Genomic DNA, 22,084 nt, shown 5'->3' with positions numbered 1-22,084 from the left:
GCCAGCCATTGCGCTCGCGCGCAGTTCCCAGGTTGCATTCCTCACGCCACGCGCCAGATTCAAAACGAGACAGGCTTGGAGATATTCATGGCTGATCGTCGCAGGGAAGTGCTGACGCGGGTCTACGGCAATGTGCAAGGCGTCGGCTTCAGGGCCTGGGCTCGGGATCAGGCCACGAGCCTTGGCCTTGCGGGCTGGGTCCGCAATGAGGCGGATGGGTCTGTAACGGCCCAGATCGCTGGGCTCGATGAGGCGGTCTCGATAATGATCGAGCGCCTCTGGAAAGGGCCGGCCGGGGCTTCGGTCTCCAGGGTCGACGTCGAGGACTTGGCAACACAACACGTTCTTGTCGGGTTCAGGATCATTGCCTGAGCGCGCCGCCTTGAATTAATCGAACGTTCGTTTTATTATCGCTCCACAGAGGAGCTGACATGGCGCGCACGACCGGATCCGATGGCGAAAAGACCGAAGCGACCATCCGTGGGGCGGCGGTCAACCTCATCGCGCGGTTTGGCTACGAAGCAATGTCAATGCGCCAGCTTGCCGCCGAGGTCGGCGTCCAGGCGGCCGCGCTCTACCGCTATTTTCCAACCAAGGAAGAGCTTCTGTTCACGCTGATGCGCGAGCACATGGAGGGTCTGGCCACAGCATGGGAAGCAGCCCGCCCGGCGGACGCAGATTCGGCGCAACTGCTCTCGGCGTATGTGCGCAATCACATCGCCTTTCATATCGAGCGACGGCACGCCACGCATGTGTCGAACATGGAATTGCGCAGCCTGTCGCCCGAACGGCTGACGCAGATCCTGCGCATGCGCACTGCCTACGAAAAGGAACTGCGCACTATTTTACGCGATGGCGCCGAGACGGGCACCTTCAGCATCGACGACACCGGGCTGACCGCCATGGCACTGATCCAGATGATGACTGGCGTCATCGTCTGGTTTCGGCCGGGCGAACGCCTGTCGATCGCCGAAGTGACCGCGACATATCTTTCAATGACAATGCGGCTCGTCGGCGCGAAGATCGACGCCTACAGCGCCGCGCGCCCCTTCGGGCGCGCAAAGGACGCTGCAGCATTTTGATTTCGCGCATGATCCCTTTCCGAAAATCAAAGTCGATTTTCGGGGTCATGCGCAGGGAGGAGAAAAATGTACACGAACACGCTCAGCTTCGGGCATGACGAGGAGATCGAGGCGCTGCGCGACTTGGTGCGGCGCTTCGCCCAGGACCGGATCGCTCCGATCGCCGCCGACATCGATCGCTCGAACGAATTTCCGGCGCATCTGTGGGGTGAACTCGGTGCGCTCGGCCTGCTCGGCATCACGGCCGATCCCGATTTCGGCGGCAGCGGCATGGGCTATCTCGCGCATGTGATCGCCGTCGAGGAAATCTCGCGCGCTTCGGCCTCGGTCGGCCTCTCCTATGGTGCTCATTCCAATCTCTGCGTCAACCAGATCAACCGCTGGGGAACGCCAGCGCAGAAGGGAAAATTCCTGCCGCCACTGTGCTCGGGCGAGCGGGTAGGCGCGCTGGCGATGTCGGAACCCGGCGCCGGCTCGGACGTCGTCTCGCTCAAGCTGCGTGCCGAAAAGCGCAACGACCGCTACGTGCTCAACGGCACCAAGATGTGGATCACCAACGGGCCTGACGCCGAGACCCTGGTCGTCTACGCCAAGACCGACCCGGACCTGAAATCGCGCGGCATCACCGCCTTCATCGTCGAGAAAGCGATGGCCGGATTTTCCGTGGCGCAGAAACTCGACAAGCTCGGCATGCGCGGCTCCAACACCGGCGAACTGGTTTTTTCGGATGTCGAAGTGCCGTTCGAAAACGTGCTGCATGAGGAAGGGCGCGGCGTCGAGGTGCTGATGTCGGGCCTTGACTATGAACGCACCGTGCTTGCCGGCGGCCCGATCGGCCTGATGGCGGCATGCCTCGACGTGGCGATCCCCTATGTGCATGAGCGCAAGCAGTTCGGCCAGGCGATCGGCGAGTTCCAGCTGGTGCAGGGCAAGCTCGCCGACATGTACACGGTGATGAACGCCGCGCGCGCCTATGTCTATGCCGTTGCCGCTGCCTGCGACCGCGGCCAGACGACACGCAAGGATGCCGCCGGCTGCGTGCTGTTTGCCGCCGAGAAGGCGACGCTGATGGCGCTCGACGCCATCCAACTGCTTGGCGGCAATGGCTACATCAACGACTATCCGACCGGCCGCCTGCTGCGCGACGCCAAGCTCTACGAGATCGGCGCCGGCACCAGCGAAATCCGCCGCTGGCTGATCGGGCGGGAAATCATGGCGGAGGGAGTGTGATGGCCCCCTCCGCCGCGTCATCCGAACGCCTTCGGCAAGTCCTCGGTTGGCTTGGCAACGATCTGGTGCGCATCGCGCCACAGAACCTCGCGCTCGTGCGCCGATGTAATCGACCGCACGGGCAAGCCGCCCTCCTCGATCAACCAGGCGCAATAGCGCGCGCGGCTGATCGCTTCCTTGGCGTCCGGATGGAACCAGCAGATGCCCCAGATCGGATTCCGGCGCTTGAAATGCCGGCCAACCCGGCCAGGAATGGGCAAATACTGGTTGAACCAGTCGAACTGGTCTCCCAGTTCACTTCGAATCCAGTCCGGGCAGCCGTTCTGGTGCAAATACCAGGACGCCCGGAAGAAGCCGGTCTCCACCCGGCTGTTCGGATGGACCAGCGGCGTAACGAATCGCACATACATGACGACACCCACGGCGCGCGCAGGCGCCATGTTTCTCTTGCTCAAATTCGGGGTGTGAAAAGCCGCCCTTCGGCGGCGTTAGCCGAGAGCCGAAGGGAGACATCTTGTGAAATGCATATCCATGCCTTTCATCTTCGCCTCCTGAAGGTGCCATCCAAACAAGAACGCAGAATGCCGAGTTTGACACGCAACGTTCGGGGGCGGGCTGATACACTGGTTCCCTCGCGGCATCAAGAGGTGTGAGGAAACGACGACAAGATGGCAACGCTCCAAACCCAGATCTCGCCCTCCTCCGAAAGCTTCCGCGCCAATGCCGATCGCATGCGGGCGCTGGTCGCCGACATTGCGGAGAAGGCTGCAACCATCGAGCGCGGCGGCTCGGAGGAAGCGCGCGAACGGCATGTTTCGCGCGGCAAGCTGTTGCCGCGGGAGCGCTTGGCGCAATTGCTCGACACCGGCTCGCCCTTCCTCGAGATCGGCCAGTTCGCGGCATGGTCGATGTATGGCGAGGAGATCTCTTCGGCCGGCATGATCGCCGGCATCGGCCGCGTCGAAGGCACCGAAGTCATGGTCGTCGTCAACGACGCCACGGTGAAGGGCGGCACCTACTATCCGCTGACCGTGAAGAAGCATTTGCGGGCGCAGGAGATCGCGCTGCAGAACAATCTGCCTTGCATCTACCTCGTCGACAGCGGCGGCGCCAACCTGCCCAACCAGGACGAGGTGTTTCCCGACCGTGAGCATTTCGGCCGCATCTTCTACAACCAGGCCAACATGTCCGCCGCAGGCATTCCGCAGATTGCCTGCGTCATGGGTTCCTGCACGGCGGGCGGAGCGTATGTGCCGGCGATGTCCGACGAGACGATCATGGTGCGCAACCAGGCGACCATCTTCCTCGGCGGTCCGCCGCTGGTGAAGGCGGCCACTGGTGAAGACGTCAGCGCCGAGGATCTCGGCGGCGCCGATGTGCACACGCGGCTTTCCGGTGTTGCCGACCACTATGCACTCGACGACGACCATGCGCTCGCCATTTGCCGACGCATCGTCAAAAACCTGAATCGGAACAAGACTGTAAGTCTGAACTTACAGAAATCGATTCCGCCGCTTCATCCCGCGGATGAACTGTACGGCATCGTGCCTACCGACCTGCGCCAGCCCTATGACGTCCGCGAGGTGATCGCGCGCCTCGTCGACGGTTCCGAATTCGACGAGTTCAAGCAGAACTACGGCACCACGCTGATCACCGGCTTTGCCCATCTGCATGGCATGCCGGTCGGCATCATCGCCAACAACGGCGTGCTGTTTTCCGAAAGCGCTGTGAAGGGCGCGCACTTCATCGAGCTGTGCTGCCAGCGTAAGATCCCGCTTGTCTTCCTGCAGAACATCACCGGCTTCATGGTCGGTCGAAAATATGAAGCAGGCGGCATCGCCAAGGACGGCGCCAAGCTGGTGATGGCGGTCGCCACCGCCAGGGTGCCGAAGATGACTGTCATCATCGGCGGTTCGTTCGGCGCCGGCAATTACGGCATGTGCGGCCGCGCCTATTCGCCGCGCTTCCTGTGGATGTGGCCGAACGCCCGCATCTCGGTGATGGGCGGCGAGCAGGCGGCAACGGTGCTTGCCATGGTCAAGCGCGAAGGCATCGAGCGCAAGGGCGGAGAATGGAGCGCCGAGGAAGAGGCGAAATTCAAGAAGCCGATCCTGATGAAATACGAGCATGAGGGCCATCCGCTCTATTCGTCCGCACGCCTCTGGGACGACGGCATTATCGACCCTGCGAAGACGCGCGACGTGCTGGCGCTCAGCCTGTCCGCTGCGCTCAACGCCGAAATCGAGGACACGCGCTTTGGCGTGTTTCGGATGTGAGAATGGACGGTCAACTTCGACGGCCAAACGGCGGAACTATAGCAGCAGGCCGTTGCTGCCGTGCGAAAAGGCTGAACTGTATGGGCCAATCGATTCATCAGCATAAGCGGCTTCGATTCTCAAACAGTGAACTGGCGGCGAGGCAAAATATTCGCTACTGCTTATCCAGCATGGGGCAATGGGGACGGGCTGGAAATGAAACTGAAATATTGCCAGGGAACGGCTGCTTCGATACTTTCTGTATTTCTAATATTAACAGCGACCGACGCCGGCTCGGCGGAATCGCTCGCAGGACGCAAGGGAGACGTGCGTTTTCCGCCGACCTTGGGTTCGGGCGAATGCAACGTTGCCTACAAGGGTTATGTCGCGGCGAGCGGTCATTCGGCCTACGCTACAACCTTTTATTCGCGTGTCGTCGACCTCTACATTGTCTGCGGGACGAAGCTCAACGCGCCGTCCCAGAAGTCGGCGGAAGAGACGGCGCTGCGCAATTGCCAAGCCGGCTTGACACGGTGGAAGCTCAAGACCGCGAGTGGCGGCTGCGCAATTTCGTCATCGAAATAGATACTACCGACCGCAAGGTAGAGCACTCCCTTGGTAAGGGAGTGCTCTACGCCGAGGGCTGGAATGGCTCACGGGACAGTACCCCCCTCTGCCCTGCCGGACATCTCCCCCACGTGGGGGGAGATCGATGGTCGCTATCGCTTTCGCCAAATTCCAACACTGAAAGTTCGCAGCGAGGGCAAAGCTGCCAATCTCCCCCCTTGCGGGGGAGATGTCCGGCAGGACAGAGGGGGGTGTTCAAGCGCCCTGCTTCCCATGGACTTCGAACCTTACATGCGGAGGCTCCATGTTCGCCAAGATCCTGATCGCCAATCGCGGTGAGATCGCTTGCCGTGTCATCCGGACGGCGCGCAAGATGGGTGTGCGCACTGTCGCCGTCTATTCGGATGCCGATGCGAGATCCCTGCATGTCGAGATGGCCGACGAGGCGATGCATATCGGCCCCTCGCCCGTCGGAGAAAGCTATCTGCGCGGTGACAAGGTCATCGCCGCGGCCCTGGCAACGGGCGCACAAGCCATTCATCCCGGCTACGGCTTCCTGTCGGAAAATCCCGATTTCGTCGACCAGGTGGCGGCGGCGGGGCTGATCTTCATCGGCCCGTCGGCGGCCTCGATCCGGGCCATGGGGTTGAAGGACGCGGCCAAGCGGCTGATGGAAAAGGCCGGCGTGCCGGTGGTGCCGGGCTACCATGGCGAGGCGCAGGAGATCGTGCTGCTTGCGTCCAAGGCACGCGAGATCGGCTATCCCGTGCTGATCAAGGCGCGCGCCGGGGGCGGCGGCAAGGGCATGCGCCGGGTCGAGCATCCCGATGAGTTTTCCGAAGCGTTGTCCAGCGCACGGCGCGAGGCGAAAGCTGCTTTCGGCGACGACCGCGTGCTGGTCGAAAAATATGTCGACAAGCCGCGCCATATCGAGGTGCAGGTGTTCGGCGACAATTTCGGCAATGCAGTGCACCTTTATGAACGCGACTGCTCGGCGCAGCGCCGCCACCAGAAAGTGATCGAGGAATCGCCCGCGCCCGGCATGACCGAGGCTTTGCGCAAGGCGATGACGGATGCGGCGGTGAAGGCCGCCAAGGCGATCAATTATTCAGGCGCCGGCACCATCGAGTTCATCGTCGATGCCTCGCAGGGCCTGAAAGCCGACCGCTTCTGGTTCATGGAGATGAACACCCGCCTGCAGGTCGAACATCCGGTCACCGAAATGGTAACCGGCACCGATCTGGTCGAGTGGCAGTTGCGGGTCGCCAGCGGCGAAAAGCTGCCGAAGACGCAAAGCGAGATCGCGCTCGTCGGCCATGCCTTCGAGGCGCGCATTTATGCCGAGGACGCGACGAAAGGTTTTCTGCCGGCAACGGGCACGCTGCACCATCTGAAATTTCCAGACGCGGCCTCCGAAGGCGCCACGATGCGCATAGAGACAGGCGTGCGGGCGGGTGACGCCATCTCGCCCTATTACGACCCGATGATTGCCAAGCTGGTCGTCCACGCGACGGACCGCCAGGGGGCTCTGGAAGCGCTTGGCGCGGCGCTATCCCGGACCGAGATCGCCGGCTCGACCGTCAACACCGCCTTTCTTGCCGCTCTGGCCGCCGATCCGGATTTTGCTGCAGGCGATGTCGACACCAGCCTGATTGGCAGACACCAAGAAACCTTGACGACCGTCCCGCCGCCGAGCGACGAAACCATTGCTGCCGCCGCTCTTGCGGCCTCCGGTGCCGGCGCAACCCCGTCATCCGACGATCCGTGGTCGTCGCTTGTCGGCTATGCCCATTTCCACAGCGTGGCGCGACGCACATGGCTGAAGTTCGGCGAAGACGATATCGCGGCGAAGGTTTCGGTGCGGGCGGACGGACGATTCCAGGTCGCGCTGGACAAGCCCTATGGCGACACCAATTCGCATGATTTTCGCGCCACGCCGCGCCTCGCCCGCTGGCCAGGCCATATCACCGTGTTCGAAGGCGCCGTTGGCTACACCTTCGCCGTGCCGGACCCGTTGGCACGGGCCGATGAGGCGGCGGCAAGCACCGGCAGCCTGCGTGCGCCGATGCCGGGATTGGTCAAGCTGGTGCGCGTGGGCAAAGGCGATACGGTGATCAAGGGCCAGCCGCTGCTGATCCTTGAGGCGATGAAGATGGAGCACACCATCGCCGCGCCGCATGACGGCGTGATCGCCGAGATCGCCACAGAGGGCGCACAGGTCACCGACGGAACGGTGCTGGTGCGGTTCGTCGAGGAGCACAACGCCGCGACCACAGCAGTGAGCTGACGGTTCGGAAGGCCACGACAGGGAAAGCAAAAAATGGCCGGGATGAACCCGGCCATTCTCTATGCCATCCAGTCGCCAGGGTGGCGATTACTGCGCGATCGGCGCGTATTTGCCGTCATGCCACTGGTTGATGTCGTAGCTGGCATTCTTGAGGTCGCCCTTCTCGTCGAAGGTGACATCACCGACAACGGTGCTGATCGGCGTACCGTTCTTCAACGCTTCGGCAACCTTGGCCGGGTCGTCGCTGCCGGCACGCTTGATGCCTTCGGCGAAAGCCTGGATGGTGGCGTAAGAGAACAGCGTGAAACCCTCCGGCACGAAACCGCCGGCCTTGATCTTCTCGACGGCTGCCTTGGCTTCCGGCTTTGCCTGCGGATCCGACGGGAAGACGAACATGGTGCCCTCGCCGGCCGGGCCGGCAACCTGCCAGAATTCCGGCGAGGCGATGGAGTCCGGCATGATCAGCTGGAACTTCAGGTTCTGTTCCGCCGACTGACGCAGGATCAGGCCGGCTTCAGGATGGTAGCCGCCGAAATAAACAACGTCGGCTTTCAAATCCTTGAGCTTGGTGACGAGAGCCGAATAGTCCTTCTCGCCAGCGTTGATGCCGTCATAATAGACCTCCTTGAGGCCGCCGGCATTCATCGTTGCCCTGACGGCGTCAGCCACGCCCTGTCCGTAGGCGCTCTTGTCATGCAGGACGACGACATTCTTGCCGGCAAACTTCTTGGCGATCCATGGGCCGATGAAGGCGCCCTGCGCATCGTCACGCGTGTAAAGGCGCATGATCGTCGGCCAGCCGGCCTTGGCTGCCGCATCGGTCAGCACCGGGTTTGACGAGGCCGGGCTCATCATCAAGGCGCCGGCTTCGGCATAGACAGCCGAGGCCGGAATGCTGGAACCCGAGCAGGCATGGCCGTCGATGAACTTGACGCCATCGGCGACGACGCGGTTGGCAACCGACACGGCCTGCTTGGGATCGCATTGGTCGTCTTCGATGCTCAGCTTGATCTGACGACCGTCGACACCGCCCGCGGCGTTGATCGCATCGGCGGCAGCCTGTGCGCCCTGCTTGAACTGATCGCCGATGGTGGCGAGCTGTCCTGTCATCGGGCCCACCACCGCAAAGGTGATGTCGTCTGCGAATGCGACCGGCGTGCTCAACATCAGGCCGAATATGGCCGCGTTCAAAATACTCAATTTTTTCATGATGGTAGAACTCCTCCACTCACGCGCGGCCGCCCCGGCCGCGCTTCTTCCAGAGAGGCCGGACAATTTCATCCTTCATTCGGCCTGTCTAGGCGCATTGGCGCCGCTCGATTGGGCCTGCAAGACGTCATCCACGCAAAAAGCCACGCCAGCCTTGTTCCGGCTGGTCGTGGCTTTTTTGCCCGTCGAGCAATCTCCAGGCGCCCCCGCGCCTAAAAATCCGCTCAGCTTCCCTGTGTCGCGCACGACTGGGCCTTGCGGCCTGCCGCGTTCTTTCCCTTGCCTTCGTGACCGTCTTGCGCGGCCTTCAATTTCGCCGGGTCTGGCCGTCTGTGCGGCCTTGATCCCGGAGCTTCCCTGTCTTCGATGGACCTGTCTGCGATTGGCAGATTTCAGTGTATGGTCATCCATTCGCGGGCTTCGCGCAGCGCCGTGGCGATCTCGACCTTCGACATGGCGGCCGACAGTTCCGAGCGCAGCTCGGCGGCGCGGGCCGAGCCCTTGATTGCGGCGATGTTGAACCATTTGTGGGCGGCAACGACATCGGTCTCGCAATCGCGGCCGGTCGCATACATCATGCCCAGTTCGAAAAGGATGTCGGCCTGAGCAGTTGCTCCCATGGCGCCGAAACCTGCTTCAAGCATTTCAAAACGTGCCATTTCAATCCCCTGTTTTCCGGCCCTGTCAGGCTCCCGAGAGCTGCCTTCTTTCGTCTTGCCGGCTGCTCTTCCGATGCTTTCGAGAATGCCGTGCAGGCTTGAATCCGTCGTTAAATGGCGTGCTTAATTTGAGGAAAACAAAGCTAAAACAAGAGGTAAACGCCGAAATTCGTTAAGGATACAAACCCAGCAATTCAGCCTGCTTGCCTCAAATTTGACGAAAGTTTTCTCGCGCGGGGGCAAGACTTCGCTAACCACGGCGAACAAAGGCGATGCGCCGATCGTTTCATTTCATCGTCGAGGAGGCGCTTTCAGGCGGCTGCAAAATCCCAAAGTGTTCCGCTACGGCACCGCTTTTGTTTTGCCGGGAGCTGGATTAGCTTACGTTTGCGTAAGCGGCAGACCGGCGAGGCGGAGCATCCGGCCGGACATCCACAGGGAGGAAGACATGTTTCGAAAACTGAGCCTGGCCCTTGCGGCCACATTGATCGTGGCGGGTGCGGCATGGGCCGATCCGATCGAAGGCAATTGGAAGACGCAGGCCGGCGAAACCGCGGCCATCGCCGGCGGCGGCTCGTTTTCCATCACGCTCAAGTCGGGGAAATATGCCGGCAAGACCATCGGCTCGCTCAAGGCGACAGGCGACAACAAATATGCCGGCAACATCACCGATCCGGCAAACGACAAGACCTATTCGGGCAAGGCGACATTGTCGGGCAGCTCTCTCAAGATGAGCGGCTGCGTGCTCGGCGGGCTGATCTGCAAGAGCCAGACCTGGCACAAGCTCTGATCGAGCGCATCCTTGCGACATGAGGACGGGGCCCCAGCGGGCCCCGTTTTCGTTTTGTCGACACATCCTGCACCGGTGATGCTCGATACCCGCCGGCGGCTATCCAAACCGACGCCGGCGCCGTCGAAACCCCGTCAATCATCTTGAACGGCAGATGAACGCCGGCATCAGAGCCGGTTCAGTTGCATCAGGGCATTCTCCGGCGTGTTGAAGGAGACCGACCCAATGCTTGCTCGCCGCTTCACCATCGTCTGCCTGCTGGTGTGCCTGTTTGGAATGTTCTTCGCCATCCTCGTCGCCGAAGCGGGCCGTCCGGCCCGCGCCTGGGACGAAGCCAGTTCCAGAACCTGCCGCCTCGCCTGCCCCACCCATCTTCGCAACTGAACAAAGAACCAAGACCTCGAAAAGAAAAGCTGAAACACCATGAACCGCATCGCCGCCAACGCTCTCAAGACACTTCGGCTTCTGCCGCGGGCGGCGCTTATCCTGACGGTGCTGGCCGCTCCGGTTCTGGCCGTGCCGATGATGCGCACCGACGCCGGCTCGACGATCGACGCACCAGCCCTGAAGAAGTCCGGCGTCGGCTTTGTGCTCTTGGTCAGCCTGCAGCGCGGTTGAAGAAAAACGGCGCTTTGGCCGCCTTCGGTCGCGACACCCCTCCCAAGTGCCGATCCAAGTCTCTATATTGAGCCATGGAAAAGCGAATCTACCCACAAGCCATCGAATCTGTGGTCATGCCGGAGCCTTTTGGCCGGCAAAGCTTTGATAGCGCCGAGAAAGCCGTCAAGGCACTGCAGGCGCTTTACGACCGCAACACCAAATTCCTGCGCGACTCGTTCGCAGAGCTGGCGGCAGCAGGCGGCGACAATGGCAAGCGCTACCGGGCCTTTTATCCGGAGATCGGTGTCACCACCAACTCGTTCACCCAGATCGACTCGCGCCAGGCCTATGGCCATATGCCGACGCCCGGGCATTTTTCCACCACCATCACCCAGCCGGGCCTGTTCGAAAGCTACCTCGTCGAGCAGTTGCGCCTGATCATGCGCAATCATGGGGTTGCGGTCACGGTGTCGGAATCGACCACACCCATCCCGCTGCATTTCGCCTTCCTTGAAGGCACCCATGTCGACGGCGCGACGGCAGAGCGCATCAAGCGGCCGATCCGCGACCTGTTCGACGTGCCGGATCTCGATGGCACCGACGACCAGATCGCCAACGGCACCTTCGAAGTCGCCTTCGGCGAGCCGAGGCCTCTGGCGCCCTTCACGGCGCAGCGCATCGATTATTCGCTGCACCGGCTGTCGCACTATACGGCGACCACGCCGCAGCAGTTCCAGAACTTCGTGCTGTTCACCAATTATCAGTTCTACATCGACGAGTTCGTCACCCGCGCCCGCGACCTGATGGCCAATGGCGGCGGCGGATACACGGAGTTCGTCGAGCCGGGTAATGTCATCACCAAGAGCGGGCAAAGCGCGCCAAGCGAAGGCGTTGCACCGCCGCGCCTGCCGCAGATGCCGGCCTATCACCTGAAGAAATCGGGACATGGCGGCATCACCATGGTGAATATCGGCGTCGGGCCTTCCAACGCCAAGACCATCACCGACCATATTGCGGTGCTGAGGCCGCATGCCTGGGTGATGCTCGGCCACTGCGCCGGCCTGCGCAACACCCAGGCGCTTGGCGACTATGTGCTGGCGCATGCCTATGTGCGCGAGGACCATGTGCTGGACGACGATCTTCCGGTCTGGGTGCCGATCCCGCCGCTGGCCGAGATCCAGGTGGCGTTGCAGGAAGCCGTCGCCGAAGTCACCGGCCTTACCGGCTATGACCTGAAGCGCATCATGCGCACCGGCACCGTCGCCACCATCGACAATCGCAACTGGGAACTGCGCGACCAGCGTGGCCCGGTACAGCGTCTGTCGCAATCTCGCGCCATCGCACTCGACATGGAATCGGCGACCATCGCCGCCAATGGCTTCCGCTTCCGTGTTCCCTACGGCACGCTGCTGTGCGTTTCGGACAAACCGCTGCATGGCGAGTTGAAGCTGCCCGGCATGGCGACCGAATTCTACAAGCGCCAGGTGGCGCAGCACCTGACCATCGGCATCAGGGCGATGGAGAAGCTCGCGGAAATGCCGATGGAGCGGTTGCATTCGCGCAAGCTCAGAAGTTTTTCGGAAACGGCGTTCCAGTAGGCCGATGCCACGCATCGCGGCGGCATTTCTCATCTTGATTGGGCCGCATTTCTGCCGATAAGCAGGCGGCATGGAGAGAGCGAGCCTCGGGACATTGCTGATTTCGGTTGCATTCCTGGCAATGCTGGCCTGTTCGATCGCTCTGGTGGCCGGGTTTTTCGGAACGCTGCATCCCGCCTTCGATTCCTTCTCGCATTTCCGCGTCCACCTTGCCGTGCTGATGGCGCTTTGCGCGCTGCCGCTGCTGGCCACGACATTTCGCCTGCAGGCGGCCGTGGCACTGCTTTTTGCCGTGGCGGCCTTCGCCACCACTTCCGGGTCGCTGTCCTTCTCCCGCCTGTGGCCGGTTGAGGCCGCCTATGAAGCCAAGAACGAAGACCGCGCAATCTACAAGCTGCTGCAGATGAACCTGCGCTACGACAATCCGACGCCGAAGAAGGTGCTGTCGCTGATCGGCCGGACCAATCCCGACGTGATCACCCTCGACGAGGTATCGGCGATGTGGGCGACCGAGCTTGGCTATATCAGCAGCGCCTATCCATACCGGATCCTCTGTCCCTATCCCAACGGCATATTCGGCGTCGCGTTGCTCTCGCGGAGGCCCTTTGCCGCGGGCACCGAGGCGCGTTGCGAAAGGCGCGGCGCCATGGCGACAGCGACCGTCGACTTCGGCGGGATCGACGTCGATGTCGCGGCGATCCACCTCAGTTGGCCGTGGCCACGCGAGCAGTACTGGCAGATCGGCGAGTTGACGGAGCCGCTTTCCGCGCTCGGCGAGACGGCCATCATGGCGGGCGACTGCAATGCCGCGCCATGGAGTGCCGCCGTGCGGCGGGTCGCGGCGCTTGGCGGGCTGACCGTGATGCCGTCCGCCGGCCCGACCTGGATCCACATCAAGCTGCCGGACTTCCTGCGGCGCTTCGCCGGCCTGCCGATCGACCAGGTTTTCAGCAAGGGCGGCGTGACCATCCATTCCGCGACACGGCTGGAAGACACCGGCTCGGATCACCTTCCGGTCATGGTGGAGTTCTCACTCAGGCTGAACCAGCAAAAGCCGCTCGACGAACATGAAACCGCGACCGCGGCCATAAGCCAGACCGGCAAGACGCCAGGCTGAAGGATCAGGGCCTGACCAAAGCGATGACGAGATGCTGGACATGGCCGCCATCGCGATGCTCGCGCGCATCGAAAGCGAGCTGCTTGGCCTCATATGCGGCATTGGTGGCCTTGATACGTCGCTGTGCCTCGCGACGTGTCTTGTAGCAGAACCGGTCGTCGGCAATCCTGAGGCCGGAGATCGATCTTTCCGTGGCCCGCATCATCTCCCTGGCGATGCGGCCATGGGTTTCCTCATGGGCGCGGACGCCGGCGAAGAACCGCGTCCATCGCTTCCGGAGCGTCGGCGTGGTGGCCGAGGCGACACGCGGAAACGTATAGAAGAGATTGAGCGTGCCGTTGGCGCGCCGCAAGCGGCAAACGCCATTGTCCTGGCTGGTGTCAAGGTCCCAATCCACTGCGTAGCCGGTCAACGCGATGGCGTGCGTCATGAAGCCGTGCTTCGGCCCCTTGCGGTCCATAGCCTGCATCAGCGCCAGCCCCGTGTTCCCGGTGATGTCGTAGGTCCGCGTCTTGACCACCACCCTGGTGCCGGCCGAGGCCGCCGAAGCCAAACCGAACAGCGCAGCGATCGCCACAAGGCATGCCAGAACCGCCAGGCGCATTGGCCATCTCCTTATCGTCAAGGAATGGAACCATAAGCGCGCGGCAGTTTCAACAGTCCTAATGTTTCACTTGCCACGGGAGACCCGAGCCGTCGTCGGGGCCTTTGCACGCTGTGGCCGGCGCGGGCCTACATGCCTTGGTAGACCGGGCCTTCTCCGCCTTGTGGCGGCACCCAGTTGATGTTCTGGTTCGGGTCCTTGATGTCGCATGTCTTGCAGTGGACGCAGTTCTGCGCGTTGATGACGAAGCGCACATCCTTGGCCGTGGGATCGGCGGCGGCATTGCCATCCTTGTCGACCCACTCGTAAACCCCGGCCGGACAGTAGCGCGTCGAGGGGCCCGCAAAGACATCGTGCTCGGAACGCTTCTGCAGTTCCATGTCGCCGACAAGCAGGTGGACCGGCTCGTTTTCCTCGTGATTGGTGTTGGACAGGAACACCGAGGAAAGCCTGTCGAAGGTCAGCACGCCATCTGGCTTCGGATAGGCGATCTTCTTGTGCCGGGCGGCAGGCTCGAGCGTCGCATAGTCGGCCTTGCCATGCTTCAGCGTGCCGAAGGGCGAGACACCGAACAGCGTGTTCAGCCACATATCGAGGCCGCCGAGGCCGACACCGACGATCGTGCCGAAGCGCGACCACAGCGGCTTGACGTTGCGCACCTTCTTCAAATCCTTGCCGATGTCGGTCGCGCGCCAGGCTTCCTCGTAGGAAGCGAGTTCGTCGTTGGCGCGCCCGGCACCGATCGCCTCTGCGACATGCTCGGCCGCCAGCATGCCGGACAGCACGGCATTGTGCGAGCCCTTGATGCGCGGCACGTTGACGAAGCCCGCCGCACATCCCATCAGCGCACCACCGGGGAAGGAGAGTTTCGGCACCGACTGCCAGCCGCCCTCGGTGATGGCGCGCGCGCCATAGCCGAGGCGCTTGGCGCCGTCGAAAGTCCCGCTGATCGCCGGATGGGTCTTGAAGCGCTGGAATTCCTCGAAGGGCGACAGCCAGGGGTTCTTGTAATTGAGGTGGAGGACGAAGCCGACCGCCACCTGATTGTCCTCGAGATGGTAGAGGAACGAGCCGCCGCCGGTCTTCAAGTCAAGCGGCCAGCCGAAGGAATGCTGGACCAGCCCCGGACGGTGGTTCTCCGGCTTGACCTGCCAGAGTTCCTTCAGGCCGATGCCGTATTTGCCCGGTTCGCGGCCATCGGAAAGCTTGTAGCTGGCGATCAACTGCTTGGCGAGCGAGCCGCGAGCGCCCTCCCCGATCAGCACATATTTGCCCATCAGCGCCATGCCGGGTGCGAAACCCGGACCGTGCGTTCCGTCCTTCTCGACGCCCATGTCGCCGGTGACGACACCGGTGACGGCGCCTTGCTCATTGTAGAGCAGGCCGGCGGCGGCAAAGCCCGGATAGATCTCGACACCGAGCGCTTCGGCCTTGGTCGCCAGCCAGCGGCAGACATTGCCGAGCGAGACGATGTAGTTGCCGTGATTGTTCATCAGCGGCGGCATGAAAATGTTGGGCAGGCGAAACGAGCCGGCGGGACCAAGGACGAGGAAATGGTCCGATGTGACCGGCGTCTTGAAGGGATGGCCGTCCTCGTCGCGCCAGCCCGGCAAGAGCCGGTCGATGCCGATCGGATCGACAACGGCGCCGGAGAGGATATGGGCGCCGACCTCACCGCCCTTCTCCAGGACGACGACCGAAAGCTCGGGATTGACCTGCTTGAGGCGGATGGCTGCGGCGAGGCCGGCAGGGCCGGCGCCGACGATAACCACGTCGAATTCCATGCTTTCGCGTTCGATGTCGCTCATCAACCCCTCCGCACTGGCTTATCCCATTCGGGTATCTTGCTGGCTCCCGCGCTGCATAGCGCATCAATTGACGACAGGAAACCGGCGCATACGTGACAATGCCGTTTTGGCCAAAAAGTCGCGCATTGCGAGGTTGGAAGACCGCTTTTCGCCCGGCATTGCCTCCGGGGCGCGCGTTTTTAATTGTTCGACGGCTTGCTTATCGGCCATACTTCACGCCATGCGCATTCCTGGGCCAACCGGCTTTTCATCGACGCGCTTTCTTTTCCCGCCCGGCCGGATCCGCCGGGCGCTCCTTTTGGCCCTTCTGATGCTGGCGCCGCATCACGCTGCCGCCGACGAAGTGAAGGTCTGGGCGGCAGGCGCCTACTCCTTCTCCGACGAGCTTGGCGGCTTCCGCATCACCGGCGCCTCGGGCATCGGGACGAAGGACGATCCGTTCGTCATCACCGAAGAACTGAATTCCTCAACGCCGGTGACGCTGACGATCCGCACGACAAAGCCGATCCAGGCCTTCGGCAAGGCCGGCGAATTCGCCAACGGCATGATGTATATGCGCATCGAGGTGCTCAACAACAGCGGCCAGGCCTGGGTCGAATTCCAGTTCGAATTGCAGGAGATCCTGAATCGACCGAGCGTGTTCGGCGACGGGCTTTCCTTCGACCAGCGCAACAAGACGCCAGACAATATCTTGTCGAGCAATTTCGCCGATTTCGATCGCGATTTCGAACCCTATGACCGGCTGCTGTTCAGGAATGGCAAGGTCGACCCGCTGAAAACCGCCAGGTTCGAATTCCTGATGACTGATTACACACCGCGCTGGACGTTTTACCTCGTGCAGGATCCACGCATACCGACGGGATGAGGCGCGGATGCGGGGCGCGCTCTGCCCCCTCGAGGGGCGGCACGACCGGACGCGACTCCCCTTCGCCGACAGAGGAGGTTGACGCTCTACGCGCGACGACCCCCTTTGGCCTGCCGGCCATCTCCCCCTCAAGGAGGGAGATTGGCTGTCATCACCGCTTTCGCCAATCACAAACTTGCAAATCGTGCTCGCGCGGATGAATGTGCCGGCATGACTGCCGCTTCCCCAAACAACAGACCTGACATCGCCGACTTGCTGGCCTTTTATGCCAGCGTGGGCGTCGACGAGGCGCTTGAAGACCAGCCCGTGAACCGATTCGCCGAGGTTGCGCCAAAGCCCATGGAGCGCGCGGCGGCGTCTTCGGGCGATATCGCCGCACCGCAGCGTTCGACGAATATGTCTCGCCCCGAACCAGGTGACAGATCAAGTGCGCCGCCGGTTGCGCGCCCAACGTCGGCCACCGTTCCCGACGAAGCGCAGGCGGCACTGGCTCGCCAATTGGCGACGACAGCAACGACGCTGGACGAGCTTCGCCAGCACATGGCGGCATTCGAAGGCTGCAATCTCAAGGCCACCGCCAAGAGCCTGGTGTTCGCCGACGGCAACCCGGACGCCGCCGTGATGCTGGTCGGCGAGGCACCCGGCCGCGACGAGGACATCGAGGGCCTGCCCTTCGTCGGCCGATCGGGTCGGCTGCTCGACCGCATGCTGGCGGCGATCGGGCTCGACCGTACTTCAGTCTATATCGCCAATGTCATTCCCTGGCGGCCGCCGGGCAATCGCACGCCGACGCCGCACGAAACCGAGATCTGCCGGCCGTTCATCGAGCGGCAGATCGAACTGGTCAATCCGAAGGTGCTGATTAACCTTGGCGGCCCGTCAGCCAAGACCTTGCTCAACACCTCGGAAGGCATATTGCGGCTGCGCGGCAACTGGCGCGCCCACACGACGGCGTCCGGCATCGCCATCCCGGCCATGCCGACGCTGCATCCGGCCTATCTCCTGCGAACCCCGTCCCACAAGAAGCTGGCGTGGCGGGATTTTCTCGAAGTCAAGGCGAAGCTGCGCGCACTTGGGTGATTGGCCAATCTCCTCCACGAGGGGGGGAAATTGGCTGTCATCTCCGCTTTCGCCAATCTCCAATGTGGATAGGCGAACGCCGGCAAGAACTATGACCTCAGACGTAATTGAAATGCCCCTTCTCCCAGTCTAACCATGCCCTCATGACAACAGCCCAAACCTCCGCCGGCAGCCTCATTCGCGAGTGGCGCACCCGCCGCCGCATGTCTCAACTCGACCTCGCCATGGAGGCCGAAATCTCGCAGCGGCATCTGAGCTTCGTCGAAAGCGGCCGCGCCGCGCCCTCACGCGACATGGTGCTGCATCTGGCCGAGCAATTGTCGATGCCGCTGAGGCAGCGCAACCAGTTGCTGCTCGCCGCCGGCTTTGCGCCGAGCTTCGGCGAGCGCTCATTGACCGACACCCCGATGGCGCCGGCGATGGCGGCGGTCGAGATCGTCCTCAAAGGCCACGAGCCGTTCCCGGCACTCGCCGTCGACCGCCACTGGAACCTGGTTTCGGCCAATGCCGCCATTGCCCCCTTCCTTGCCGATGTCAGCGAGGCTTCGCTGCTGACGCCGCCGGTCAACGTGCTTCGCCTCAGCCTTCATCCCGGCGGCATCGCGCCACGCATCGTCAATCTCCAGGAATGGCGGACGCATCTGCTCGAGCGCCTGAAACACCAGAATGACGCGAGCGGCGACGCGGTGCTGATCGAACTCGAGCGTGAGCTGAGGACTTATCCGTCCGGCTTGAAAGGCAGTCGGCCGTCGCCGGTCGAGCCGAACGCCATCGTGCACCCGCTCAGGCTGGCGCATGGCGATCAGGTGCTGTCGTTCATCAGCACCATCACGGTGTTCGGCACGCCGCTCGACGTGACGCTTTCGGAACTGGCGATCGAATCGTTTTTCCCCGCCGACGAGCAGACGAGGACGGTGCTGGTTCGGTTGGCGAAGGAGCGAGCCGAGCTGTCGTAATCACCCTTCAGGCAAAGATGCCTTGCGCGTGCGGGTCCGCTCCAGGCCAAGCTGGCGTTCGCGCCAGATGATGAAGATGCCGGCGGCGACGACGATCAGGCCGCCGACAAGCATATGGAGCGTGGCGACGTCGCCGAAGACGAGATAGCCGACGACGACGCCGAGGATCATCGACGTGTATTCGAACGGCGCCACCACCGAGGCCTCGGCATGGCGATAGGCCGCCGTCATCAGGATCTGGCCGAGGCCGCCGCAGAAGCCGGCGGCAACAAGAAGAGCCGCCTGGAGCGGCGTCAGCGCCTGCCAGCCGAATGGCAGCGACAGCAGCGACATGACGCTCGCCGTCACCGAAAACCACAGCACGATGGTCGCTGTGCGCTCGCTTTGCACGAGATTGCGCACCAAGAGCATGGCGACGGCCGAGATCGCCGCGGCGACAAGAGCGGCGATGACGCCAAGCACTTCCTGATCGTCGAGCGCCTCGTCGGAACTCAGCAGCGTCAGTTCCGGCCAGGAGATGATCAGCACGCCGACCAGGCCGACCGCGACCGCACTCCAGCGATAGACACGGATGGCCTCGCCGAGGAAGATGGAGCTGAACACCACCACCAGCAGCGGCTGCGCGTAGTTGAGCGTGATCGCTTCCGGCAGCGGCAGCCGGGTCAACGCAAAAAAGCCGAGCCCCATGGCGCAGACGCCGACCAGGCCGCGGGCGATGTGGTTGAACGGACGGTTGGTGGTGAAGGCAGTGCCGAGTTCTTTCCTGAAGGCCAGGAAGGCGATGATCGGGAAGATAGCGAAGAAAGAGCGGAAGAAGACAATCTGGCCGGCCGGAACCGTGCCTGCGGCTTTGATGCAGGTCTGCATGCCGACGAAGACCGCCACCGACACGATCTTGAACATGATGCCGGTTAGCGTGTCGTGCCCGCCGGCATCACCGCCGGCTGTGGCCGGGGGGCTGCCGGGGCCTGCTGTCACGCTCCCGACGCTTCTCGGATGGTCGCCCAGATACGCGCCGGCGTTGCCGGCATGTCGATGTGCTTGACGCCATAGGCGCGCCAGAGCGCGTCAGTCACCGCATTGAGTGCCGCCGGCGTCGAGCCGATGGTGCCGGCCTCGCCCGCGCCCTTGATGCCGAGTGCATTGGTGGTCGAAGGCACGTTGCGGGTCTCGAAATGGAAGAACGGGAAATTGTCGGCGCGCGGCATGGCGTAATCCATGAAGCTCGCCGTCAAAAGCTGTCCGTCCTCGCCATAGATGGTGTCCTCGGTCAGTGCCTGGCCGATGCCTTGCACGACGCCGCCATGCACCTGGCCGGCGAGCAGGATCGGGTTCACGGTGACGCCGAAATCGTCGACGATGGTGTAGCGGACGATCTCGGTCGCGCCGGTGTCGGGATCGATCTCGACCTCGCAGATATGAGTGCCGTTGGGATAGGTGCATTCGTCCTGCACGAACTCGCCAAAGCCCTTGAGATCATCCGGCGTCTTGGCGGCCTTGGCGATGGCGGAAAAATCGATCGAGCGATCGGTGCCGACGATGCGGGCAACACCATCAGACAGCTCAATGTCGCCGGCCGAGGCTTCAAGCTCGTCGGCGGCGATGCGCTTGATCTTGTTGGCCAGATCCTCGCCCGCGCGGGAAGCCGATACACCCCCCAGCGGTATGGAGCGCGAGCCGCCGGTGCCGCCGCCGGCTTTCAATTCATCGGTATCGCCCTGGCGGACATGGATCTTGTCGATGTCGAGATTGAGCTTTTCCGACAGGAACTGGGCATAGGCGGTGGCGTGCCCCTGTCCGTTGGTCTGGGTGCCGATCTTCAGCGTCACCGTGCCATCGCCGTTGAGTTCGACGAAGGCCGGTTCGGAGCCCGGAAAGGCACAGGCCTCGATATAGGTCGCCATGCCGAGGCCGCGGATTTTTCCGCCGGCCTTCGATTGCGCCAGCCGCTCGGGAAACGCTTTCCATTCGGATTGCTCAATAGCGCGCTCCATATGGCCTTCGAATTCACCGGTGTCGTAGAGGCGGCCGGTTTGCGTCCGGTAGGGAAATTGCTCCGGCCGGATGAAGTTGCGGCGGCGTATCTCCTCGACAGGCAGGCCGAGATCGTGGGCGCAGGCATCGACCAGCTTTTCCAGCAGGAAGGCTGCTTCCGGACGGCCGGCACCGCGATAGGCATCGACCGGGCAGGTGTTGGTGTAGAGGCCGGTCACCGAGACGTCGAGCGCCTGGATATCGTAGACACCGGTCGACATGGTGACGCCGATATAGGGGATGAACGGGCCGTATTGCGAGATATAGGCGCCGATGTTGGCGAGCAGGTCCACCTTCATGCCGAGAAAGCGGCCGTCCTTGTCCAGCGCCATCTCAGCCGTGACGACATTGTCGCGGCCTTGCGCGTCGGTCAGGAAGTGCTCCGTGCGGTCACCGGCCCATTTCACCGGGCGGCCAAGCCGCTTTGCCGCTTCCAGCACCAGCGGATATTCGCGGTAGACGAAGCTCTTCGGCCCGAAACCACCGCCGACATCAGGCGTGATGACGCGCAGCTGGTCCTTCTTGATCTTGAACACGCTGGCCAGGATATACTGCATGGAGTGCACGCCTTGCGACCCGGTGGTCAGCACGAAGCGCTTCTCCTCGACGTTCCATTCGCCGATCGCGGAGCGCGGCTCCATGTAGTTGCACACCAGCCGGTTGTTGACGAACTCGATGCGGGTGACATGGGCGGCCTTGGCGAAAGCCGCTTCGCTCTTTTTCTTGTCGCCCATGTGGTAGCTGAAGGCGCGGTTGGAACCAAGCTCCGGCCAGACCAGCGGCGTGCCTTCGGCCAATGCCGTTGCCGTCCCGGAGGCCGCATCTTCGCCGTCATAGTCGACATCGATCAGTTCGGCGGCATCCTGCGCCAAGGCTCGGCTGTCGGCGACGACGAAGGCAATGGCATCGCCGACATAGTTGACGCGGTCGCCGCACAGGATCGGGATGTCGCGCGTCGGAGCCTTGGTGCCGTCCGGCTGTTCCTGCATGACGCCGGATTTCAGATCGCCGAGATGGGCAAGATCCTTGCCGGTCAGCACCAGATGGACGCCAGGTGCCGTCTTCGCCGCCTCGGTCGAACCGATGGTGAAGCTGGCCTTGGCGACCGGCGAGCGCAGGACATAGCCATGCAGGACGCCAGCCGGCTGGATGTCGTCGGTATAGCGGCCCTGGCCCTGGATGAAGGCGGCATCCTCGCGCCGCAGCACGGATGCGCCCATGCCGAATTTCGGTGTGACGACGGTCATGGGTGCCTCGTGATGATGACAGGAGAAGGAACGCCTGAAATAGGCATTACCTCAGTTTTGTCGAGGGGCCGTTTCGTGTAAAGAGCGCGGACTTCA

22 protein-coding genes are annotated in these 22,084 nt (G+C 62.7%); 14 read left to right on the top strand and 8 right to left on the bottom strand.

Annotated elements, in window-relative coordinates; translation table 11 throughout:
• Window positions 1-87: 87 nt before the first annotated feature.
• The 3 genes from AC0L3E_RS12410 (at window position 88) to AC0L3E_RS12400 (ending at window position 2,312) form a co-directional block, all read left to right on the top strand.
• The gene (locus tag AC0L3E_RS12410) at window positions 88-372 is read left to right on the top strand and encodes an acylphosphatase (protein WP_128308870.1); all 285 of its coding nucleotides are present in this window, start codon (window positions 88-90) and stop codon (window positions 370-372) included.
• Between the two features lie 59 nt (window positions 373-431).
• The gene (locus tag AC0L3E_RS12405; RefSeq protein WP_127268653.1) at window positions 432-1,082 is read left to right on the top strand and encodes a TetR/AcrR family transcriptional regulator; all 651 of its coding nucleotides are present in this window, start codon (window positions 432-434) and stop codon (window positions 1,080-1,082) included.
• 66 nt (window positions 1,083-1,148) lie between these two features.
• Window positions 1,149-2,312, top strand: a complete 1,164-nt coding sequence (locus tag AC0L3E_RS12400; RefSeq protein ID WP_127396810.1) for an isovaleryl-CoA dehydrogenase — start codon at window positions 1,149-1,151, stop codon at window positions 2,310-2,312.
• Between the two features lie 17 nt (window positions 2,313-2,329).
• On the opposite strand, the gene AC0L3E_RS12395 is transcribed toward AC0L3E_RS12400, so the two are convergent.
• Window positions 2,330-2,752, bottom strand: a complete 423-nt coding sequence (locus tag AC0L3E_RS12395; RefSeq protein ID WP_473604864.1) for a hypothetical protein — start codon at window positions 2,750-2,752, stop codon at window positions 2,330-2,332.
• 228 nt (window positions 2,753-2,980) lie between these two features.
• Between AC0L3E_RS12395 and AC0L3E_RS12390 the strand changes: the two genes are divergently transcribed.
• The 3 genes from AC0L3E_RS12390 (at window position 2,981) to AC0L3E_RS12380 (ending at window position 7,421) form a co-directional block, all read left to right on the top strand.
• Window positions 2,981-4,588 (top strand): carboxyl transferase domain-containing protein, encoded by a 1,608-nt coding sequence (locus tag AC0L3E_RS12390; protein WP_473604863.1) that lies wholly within the window; start codon window positions 2,981-2,983, stop codon window positions 4,586-4,588.
• Between the two features lie 195 nt (window positions 4,589-4,783).
• The gene (locus AC0L3E_RS12385; protein WP_473604862.1) at window positions 4,784-5,152 is read left to right on the top strand and encodes a hypothetical protein; all 369 of its coding nucleotides are present in this window, start codon (window positions 4,784-4,786) and stop codon (window positions 5,150-5,152) included.
• A gap of 286 nt (window positions 5,153-5,438) precedes the next feature.
• A complete protein-coding gene (locus tag AC0L3E_RS12380; protein ID WP_473604861.1) occupies window positions 5,439-7,421 on the top strand; it encodes an acetyl/propionyl/methylcrotonyl-CoA carboxylase subunit alpha in 1,983 nt (660 codons plus the stop codon).
• Between the two features lie 87 nt (window positions 7,422-7,508).
• Here AC0L3E_RS12380 and AC0L3E_RS12375 read toward each other — a convergent pair whose 3' ends face one another.
• Together AC0L3E_RS12375 and AC0L3E_RS12370 are read right to left on the bottom strand one after the other, a co-directional pair.
• A complete protein-coding gene (locus AC0L3E_RS12375) occupies window positions 7,509-8,630 on the bottom strand; it encodes an ABC transporter substrate-binding protein (RefSeq protein WP_127270990.1) in 1,122 nt (373 codons plus the stop codon).
• 392 nt (window positions 8,631-9,022) lie between these two features.
• Complete coding sequence (locus AC0L3E_RS12370; protein WP_128308484.1) at window positions 9,023-9,289, bottom strand: SEL1-like repeat protein; 267 nt, start codon at window positions 9,287-9,289, stop codon at window positions 9,023-9,025.
• A gap of 448 nt (window positions 9,290-9,737) precedes the next feature.
• Between AC0L3E_RS12370 and AC0L3E_RS12365 the strand changes: the two genes are divergently transcribed.
• The 5 genes from AC0L3E_RS12365 (at window position 9,738) to AC0L3E_RS12345 (ending at window position 13,394) form a co-directional block, all read left to right on the top strand.
• Window positions 9,738-10,079: a DUF2147 domain-containing protein gene (locus AC0L3E_RS12365; RefSeq protein ID WP_128308485.1), complete on the top strand. Its 342-nt coding sequence runs from the start codon at window positions 9,738-9,740 to the stop codon at window positions 10,077-10,079.
• Between the two features lie 225 nt (window positions 10,080-10,304).
• Window positions 10,305-10,463, top strand: coding sequence for a hypothetical protein (locus AC0L3E_RS12360; protein ID WP_164898645.1), 159 nt, complete (start codon window positions 10,305-10,307; stop codon window positions 10,461-10,463).
• Window positions 10,464-10,502: 39 nt separating this feature from the next.
• A complete protein-coding gene (locus tag AC0L3E_RS12355) occupies window positions 10,503-10,697 on the top strand; it encodes a hypothetical protein (protein WP_056580548.1) in 195 nt (64 codons plus the stop codon).
• 116 nt (window positions 10,698-10,813) lie between these two features.
• The gene (locus AC0L3E_RS12350; protein WP_245469769.1) at window positions 10,814-12,277 is read left to right on the top strand and encodes an AMP nucleosidase; all 1,464 of its coding nucleotides are present in this window, start codon (window positions 10,814-10,816) and stop codon (window positions 12,275-12,277) included.
• A 70-nt stretch (window positions 12,278-12,347) separates the two neighbouring features.
• Window positions 12,348-13,394 carry an endonuclease/exonuclease/phosphatase family protein gene (locus AC0L3E_RS12345; RefSeq protein WP_127270982.1) on the top strand — a complete coding sequence of 349 codons (1,047 nt, stop codon included), beginning with the start codon at window positions 12,348-12,350 and terminating at the stop codon, window positions 13,392-13,394.
• 4 nt (window positions 13,395-13,398) lie between these two features.
• On the opposite strand, the gene AC0L3E_RS12340 is transcribed toward AC0L3E_RS12345, so the two are convergent.
• The 3 genes from AC0L3E_RS12340 to AC0L3E_RS12330 all read right to left on the bottom strand — a co-directional run bounded on the left by AC0L3E_RS12340 (window position 13,399) and on the right by AC0L3E_RS12330 (window position 16,016).
• Entirely contained in the window at window positions 13,399-13,998 is a 600-nt protein-coding gene (locus AC0L3E_RS12340; RefSeq protein ID WP_127269929.1) for a DUF922 domain-containing protein, read from the bottom strand.
• Window positions 13,999-14,126: 128 nt separating this feature from the next.
• The gene (locus AC0L3E_RS12335; RefSeq protein WP_128308487.1) at window positions 14,127-15,806 is read right to left on the bottom strand and encodes an electron transfer flavoprotein-ubiquinone oxidoreductase; all 1,680 of its coding nucleotides are present in this window, start codon (window positions 15,804-15,806) and stop codon (window positions 14,127-14,129) included.
• Window positions 15,807-15,869: 63 nt separating this feature from the next.
• Entirely contained in the window at window positions 15,870-16,016 is a 147-nt protein-coding gene (locus tag AC0L3E_RS12330) for a hypothetical protein (protein ID WP_164898646.1), read from the bottom strand.
• Between the two features lie 10 nt (window positions 16,017-16,026).
• On the opposite strand from AC0L3E_RS12330, the gene AC0L3E_RS12325 reads away from it, so the two are divergent.
• The 3 genes from AC0L3E_RS12325 to AC0L3E_RS12315 all read left to right on the top strand — a co-directional run bounded on the left by AC0L3E_RS12325 (window position 16,027) and on the right by AC0L3E_RS12315 (window position 18,707).
• Window positions 16,027-16,671 carry a hypothetical protein gene (locus AC0L3E_RS12325; RefSeq protein WP_128308488.1) on the top strand — a complete coding sequence of 215 codons (645 nt, stop codon included), beginning with the start codon at window positions 16,027-16,029 and terminating at the stop codon, window positions 16,669-16,671.
• Between the two features lie 210 nt (window positions 16,672-16,881).
• Entirely contained in the window at window positions 16,882-17,751 is an 870-nt protein-coding gene (locus AC0L3E_RS12320; protein WP_256745691.1) for a uracil-DNA glycosylase, read from the top strand.
• Between the two features lie 143 nt (window positions 17,752-17,894).
• On the top strand, window positions 17,895-18,707 hold the full coding sequence (locus tag AC0L3E_RS12315; protein ID WP_473604860.1) for a helix-turn-helix domain-containing protein: 813 nt from the start codon (window positions 17,895-17,897) through the stop codon (window positions 18,705-18,707).
• Here the strand turns inward: AC0L3E_RS12315 and AC0L3E_RS12310 are convergent, their stop codons facing one another.
• On the bottom strand, window positions 18,708-19,685 hold the full coding sequence (locus tag AC0L3E_RS12310; RefSeq protein WP_473604859.1) for a DMT family transporter: 978 nt from the start codon (window positions 19,683-19,685) through the stop codon (window positions 18,708-18,710).
• Window positions 19,682-21,988, bottom strand: a complete 2,307-nt coding sequence (locus AC0L3E_RS12305) for a xanthine dehydrogenase family protein molybdopterin-binding subunit (RefSeq protein ID WP_128309853.1) — start codon at window positions 21,986-21,988, stop codon at window positions 19,682-19,684. Before AC0L3E_RS12305 ends, AC0L3E_RS12310 begins: the two co-directional genes overlap by 4 nt.
• Window positions 21,989-22,084: the final 96 nt, after the last annotated feature.

The organism is Mesorhizobium sp. WSM4822, assembly GCF_055811155.1.
The sequence above is the reverse complement of the archived record's forward strand: the minus strand, read 5'-3'. Positions and strand labels throughout refer to the sequence as shown.

Excerpts from the sequence above, each read along its gene's own strand:
- AC0L3E_RS12410 (WP_128308870.1), top strand. The coding sequence starts at position 88 with ATGGCTGATCGTCGCAGGGAAGTGCTGACGCGGGTCTACGGCAATGTG.
- AC0L3E_RS12325 (WP_128308488.1), top strand. The coding sequence starts at position 16,027 with ATGCGCATTCCTGGGCCAACCGGCTTTTCATCGACGCGCTTTCTTTTC.
- AC0L3E_RS12365 (WP_128308485.1), top strand. The coding sequence starts at position 9,738 with ATGTTTCGAAAACTGAGCCTGGCCCTTGCGGCCACATTGATCGTGGCG.
- AC0L3E_RS12305 (WP_128309853.1), bottom strand. The coding sequence starts at position 21,988 with ATGACCGTCGTCACACCGAAATTCGGCATGGGCGCATCCGTGCTGCGG.
- AC0L3E_RS12350 (WP_245469769.1), top strand. The coding sequence starts at position 10,814 with ATGCCGGAGCCTTTTGGCCGGCAAAGCTTTGATAGCGCCGAGAAAGCC.
- AC0L3E_RS12380 (WP_473604861.1), top strand. The coding sequence starts at position 5,439 with ATGTTCGCCAAGATCCTGATCGCCAATCGCGGTGAGATCGCTTGCCGT.
- AC0L3E_RS12400 (WP_127396810.1), top strand. The coding sequence starts at position 1,149 with ATGTACACGAACACGCTCAGCTTCGGGCATGACGAGGAGATCGAGGCG.
- AC0L3E_RS12315 (WP_473604860.1), top strand. The coding sequence starts at position 17,895 with ATGACAACAGCCCAAACCTCCGCCGGCAGCCTCATTCGCGAGTGGCGC.
- AC0L3E_RS12375 (WP_127270990.1), bottom strand. The coding sequence starts at position 8,630 with ATGAAAAAATTGAGTATTTTGAACGCGGCCATATTCGGCCTGATGTTG.
- AC0L3E_RS12390 (WP_473604863.1), top strand. The coding sequence starts at position 2,981 with ATGGCAACGCTCCAAACCCAGATCTCGCCCTCCTCCGAAAGCTTCCGC.
- AC0L3E_RS12320 (WP_256745691.1), top strand. The coding sequence starts at position 16,882 with ATGACTGCCGCTTCCCCAAACAACAGACCTGACATCGCCGACTTGCTG.
- AC0L3E_RS12330 (WP_164898646.1), bottom strand. The coding sequence starts at position 16,016 with ATGGCCGATAAGCAAGCCGTCGAACAATTAAAAACGCGCGCCCCGGAG.
- AC0L3E_RS12385 (WP_473604862.1), top strand. The coding sequence starts at position 4,784 with ATGAAACTGAAATATTGCCAGGGAACGGCTGCTTCGATACTTTCTGTA.
- AC0L3E_RS12340 (WP_127269929.1), bottom strand. The coding sequence starts at position 13,998 with ATGCGCCTGGCGGTTCTGGCATGCCTTGTGGCGATCGCTGCGCTGTTC.
- AC0L3E_RS12405 (WP_127268653.1), top strand. The coding sequence starts at position 432 with ATGGCGCGCACGACCGGATCCGATGGCGAAAAGACCGAAGCGACCATC.
- AC0L3E_RS12345 (WP_127270982.1), top strand. The coding sequence starts at position 12,348 with ATGGAGAGAGCGAGCCTCGGGACATTGCTGATTTCGGTTGCATTCCTG.
- AC0L3E_RS12355 (WP_056580548.1), top strand. The coding sequence starts at position 10,503 with ATGAACCGCATCGCCGCCAACGCTCTCAAGACACTTCGGCTTCTGCCG.
- AC0L3E_RS12395 (WP_473604864.1), bottom strand. The coding sequence starts at position 2,752 with ATGGCGCCTGCGCGCGCCGTGGGTGTCGTCATGTATGTGCGATTCGTT.
- AC0L3E_RS12370 (WP_128308484.1), bottom strand. The coding sequence starts at position 9,289 with ATGGCACGTTTTGAAATGCTTGAAGCAGGTTTCGGCGCCATGGGAGCA.
- AC0L3E_RS12335 (WP_128308487.1), bottom strand. The coding sequence starts at position 15,806 with ATGAGCGACATCGAACGCGAAAGCATGGAATTCGACGTGGTTATCGTC.
- AC0L3E_RS12360 (WP_164898645.1), top strand. The coding sequence starts at position 10,305 with ATGCTTGCTCGCCGCTTCACCATCGTCTGCCTGCTGGTGTGCCTGTTT.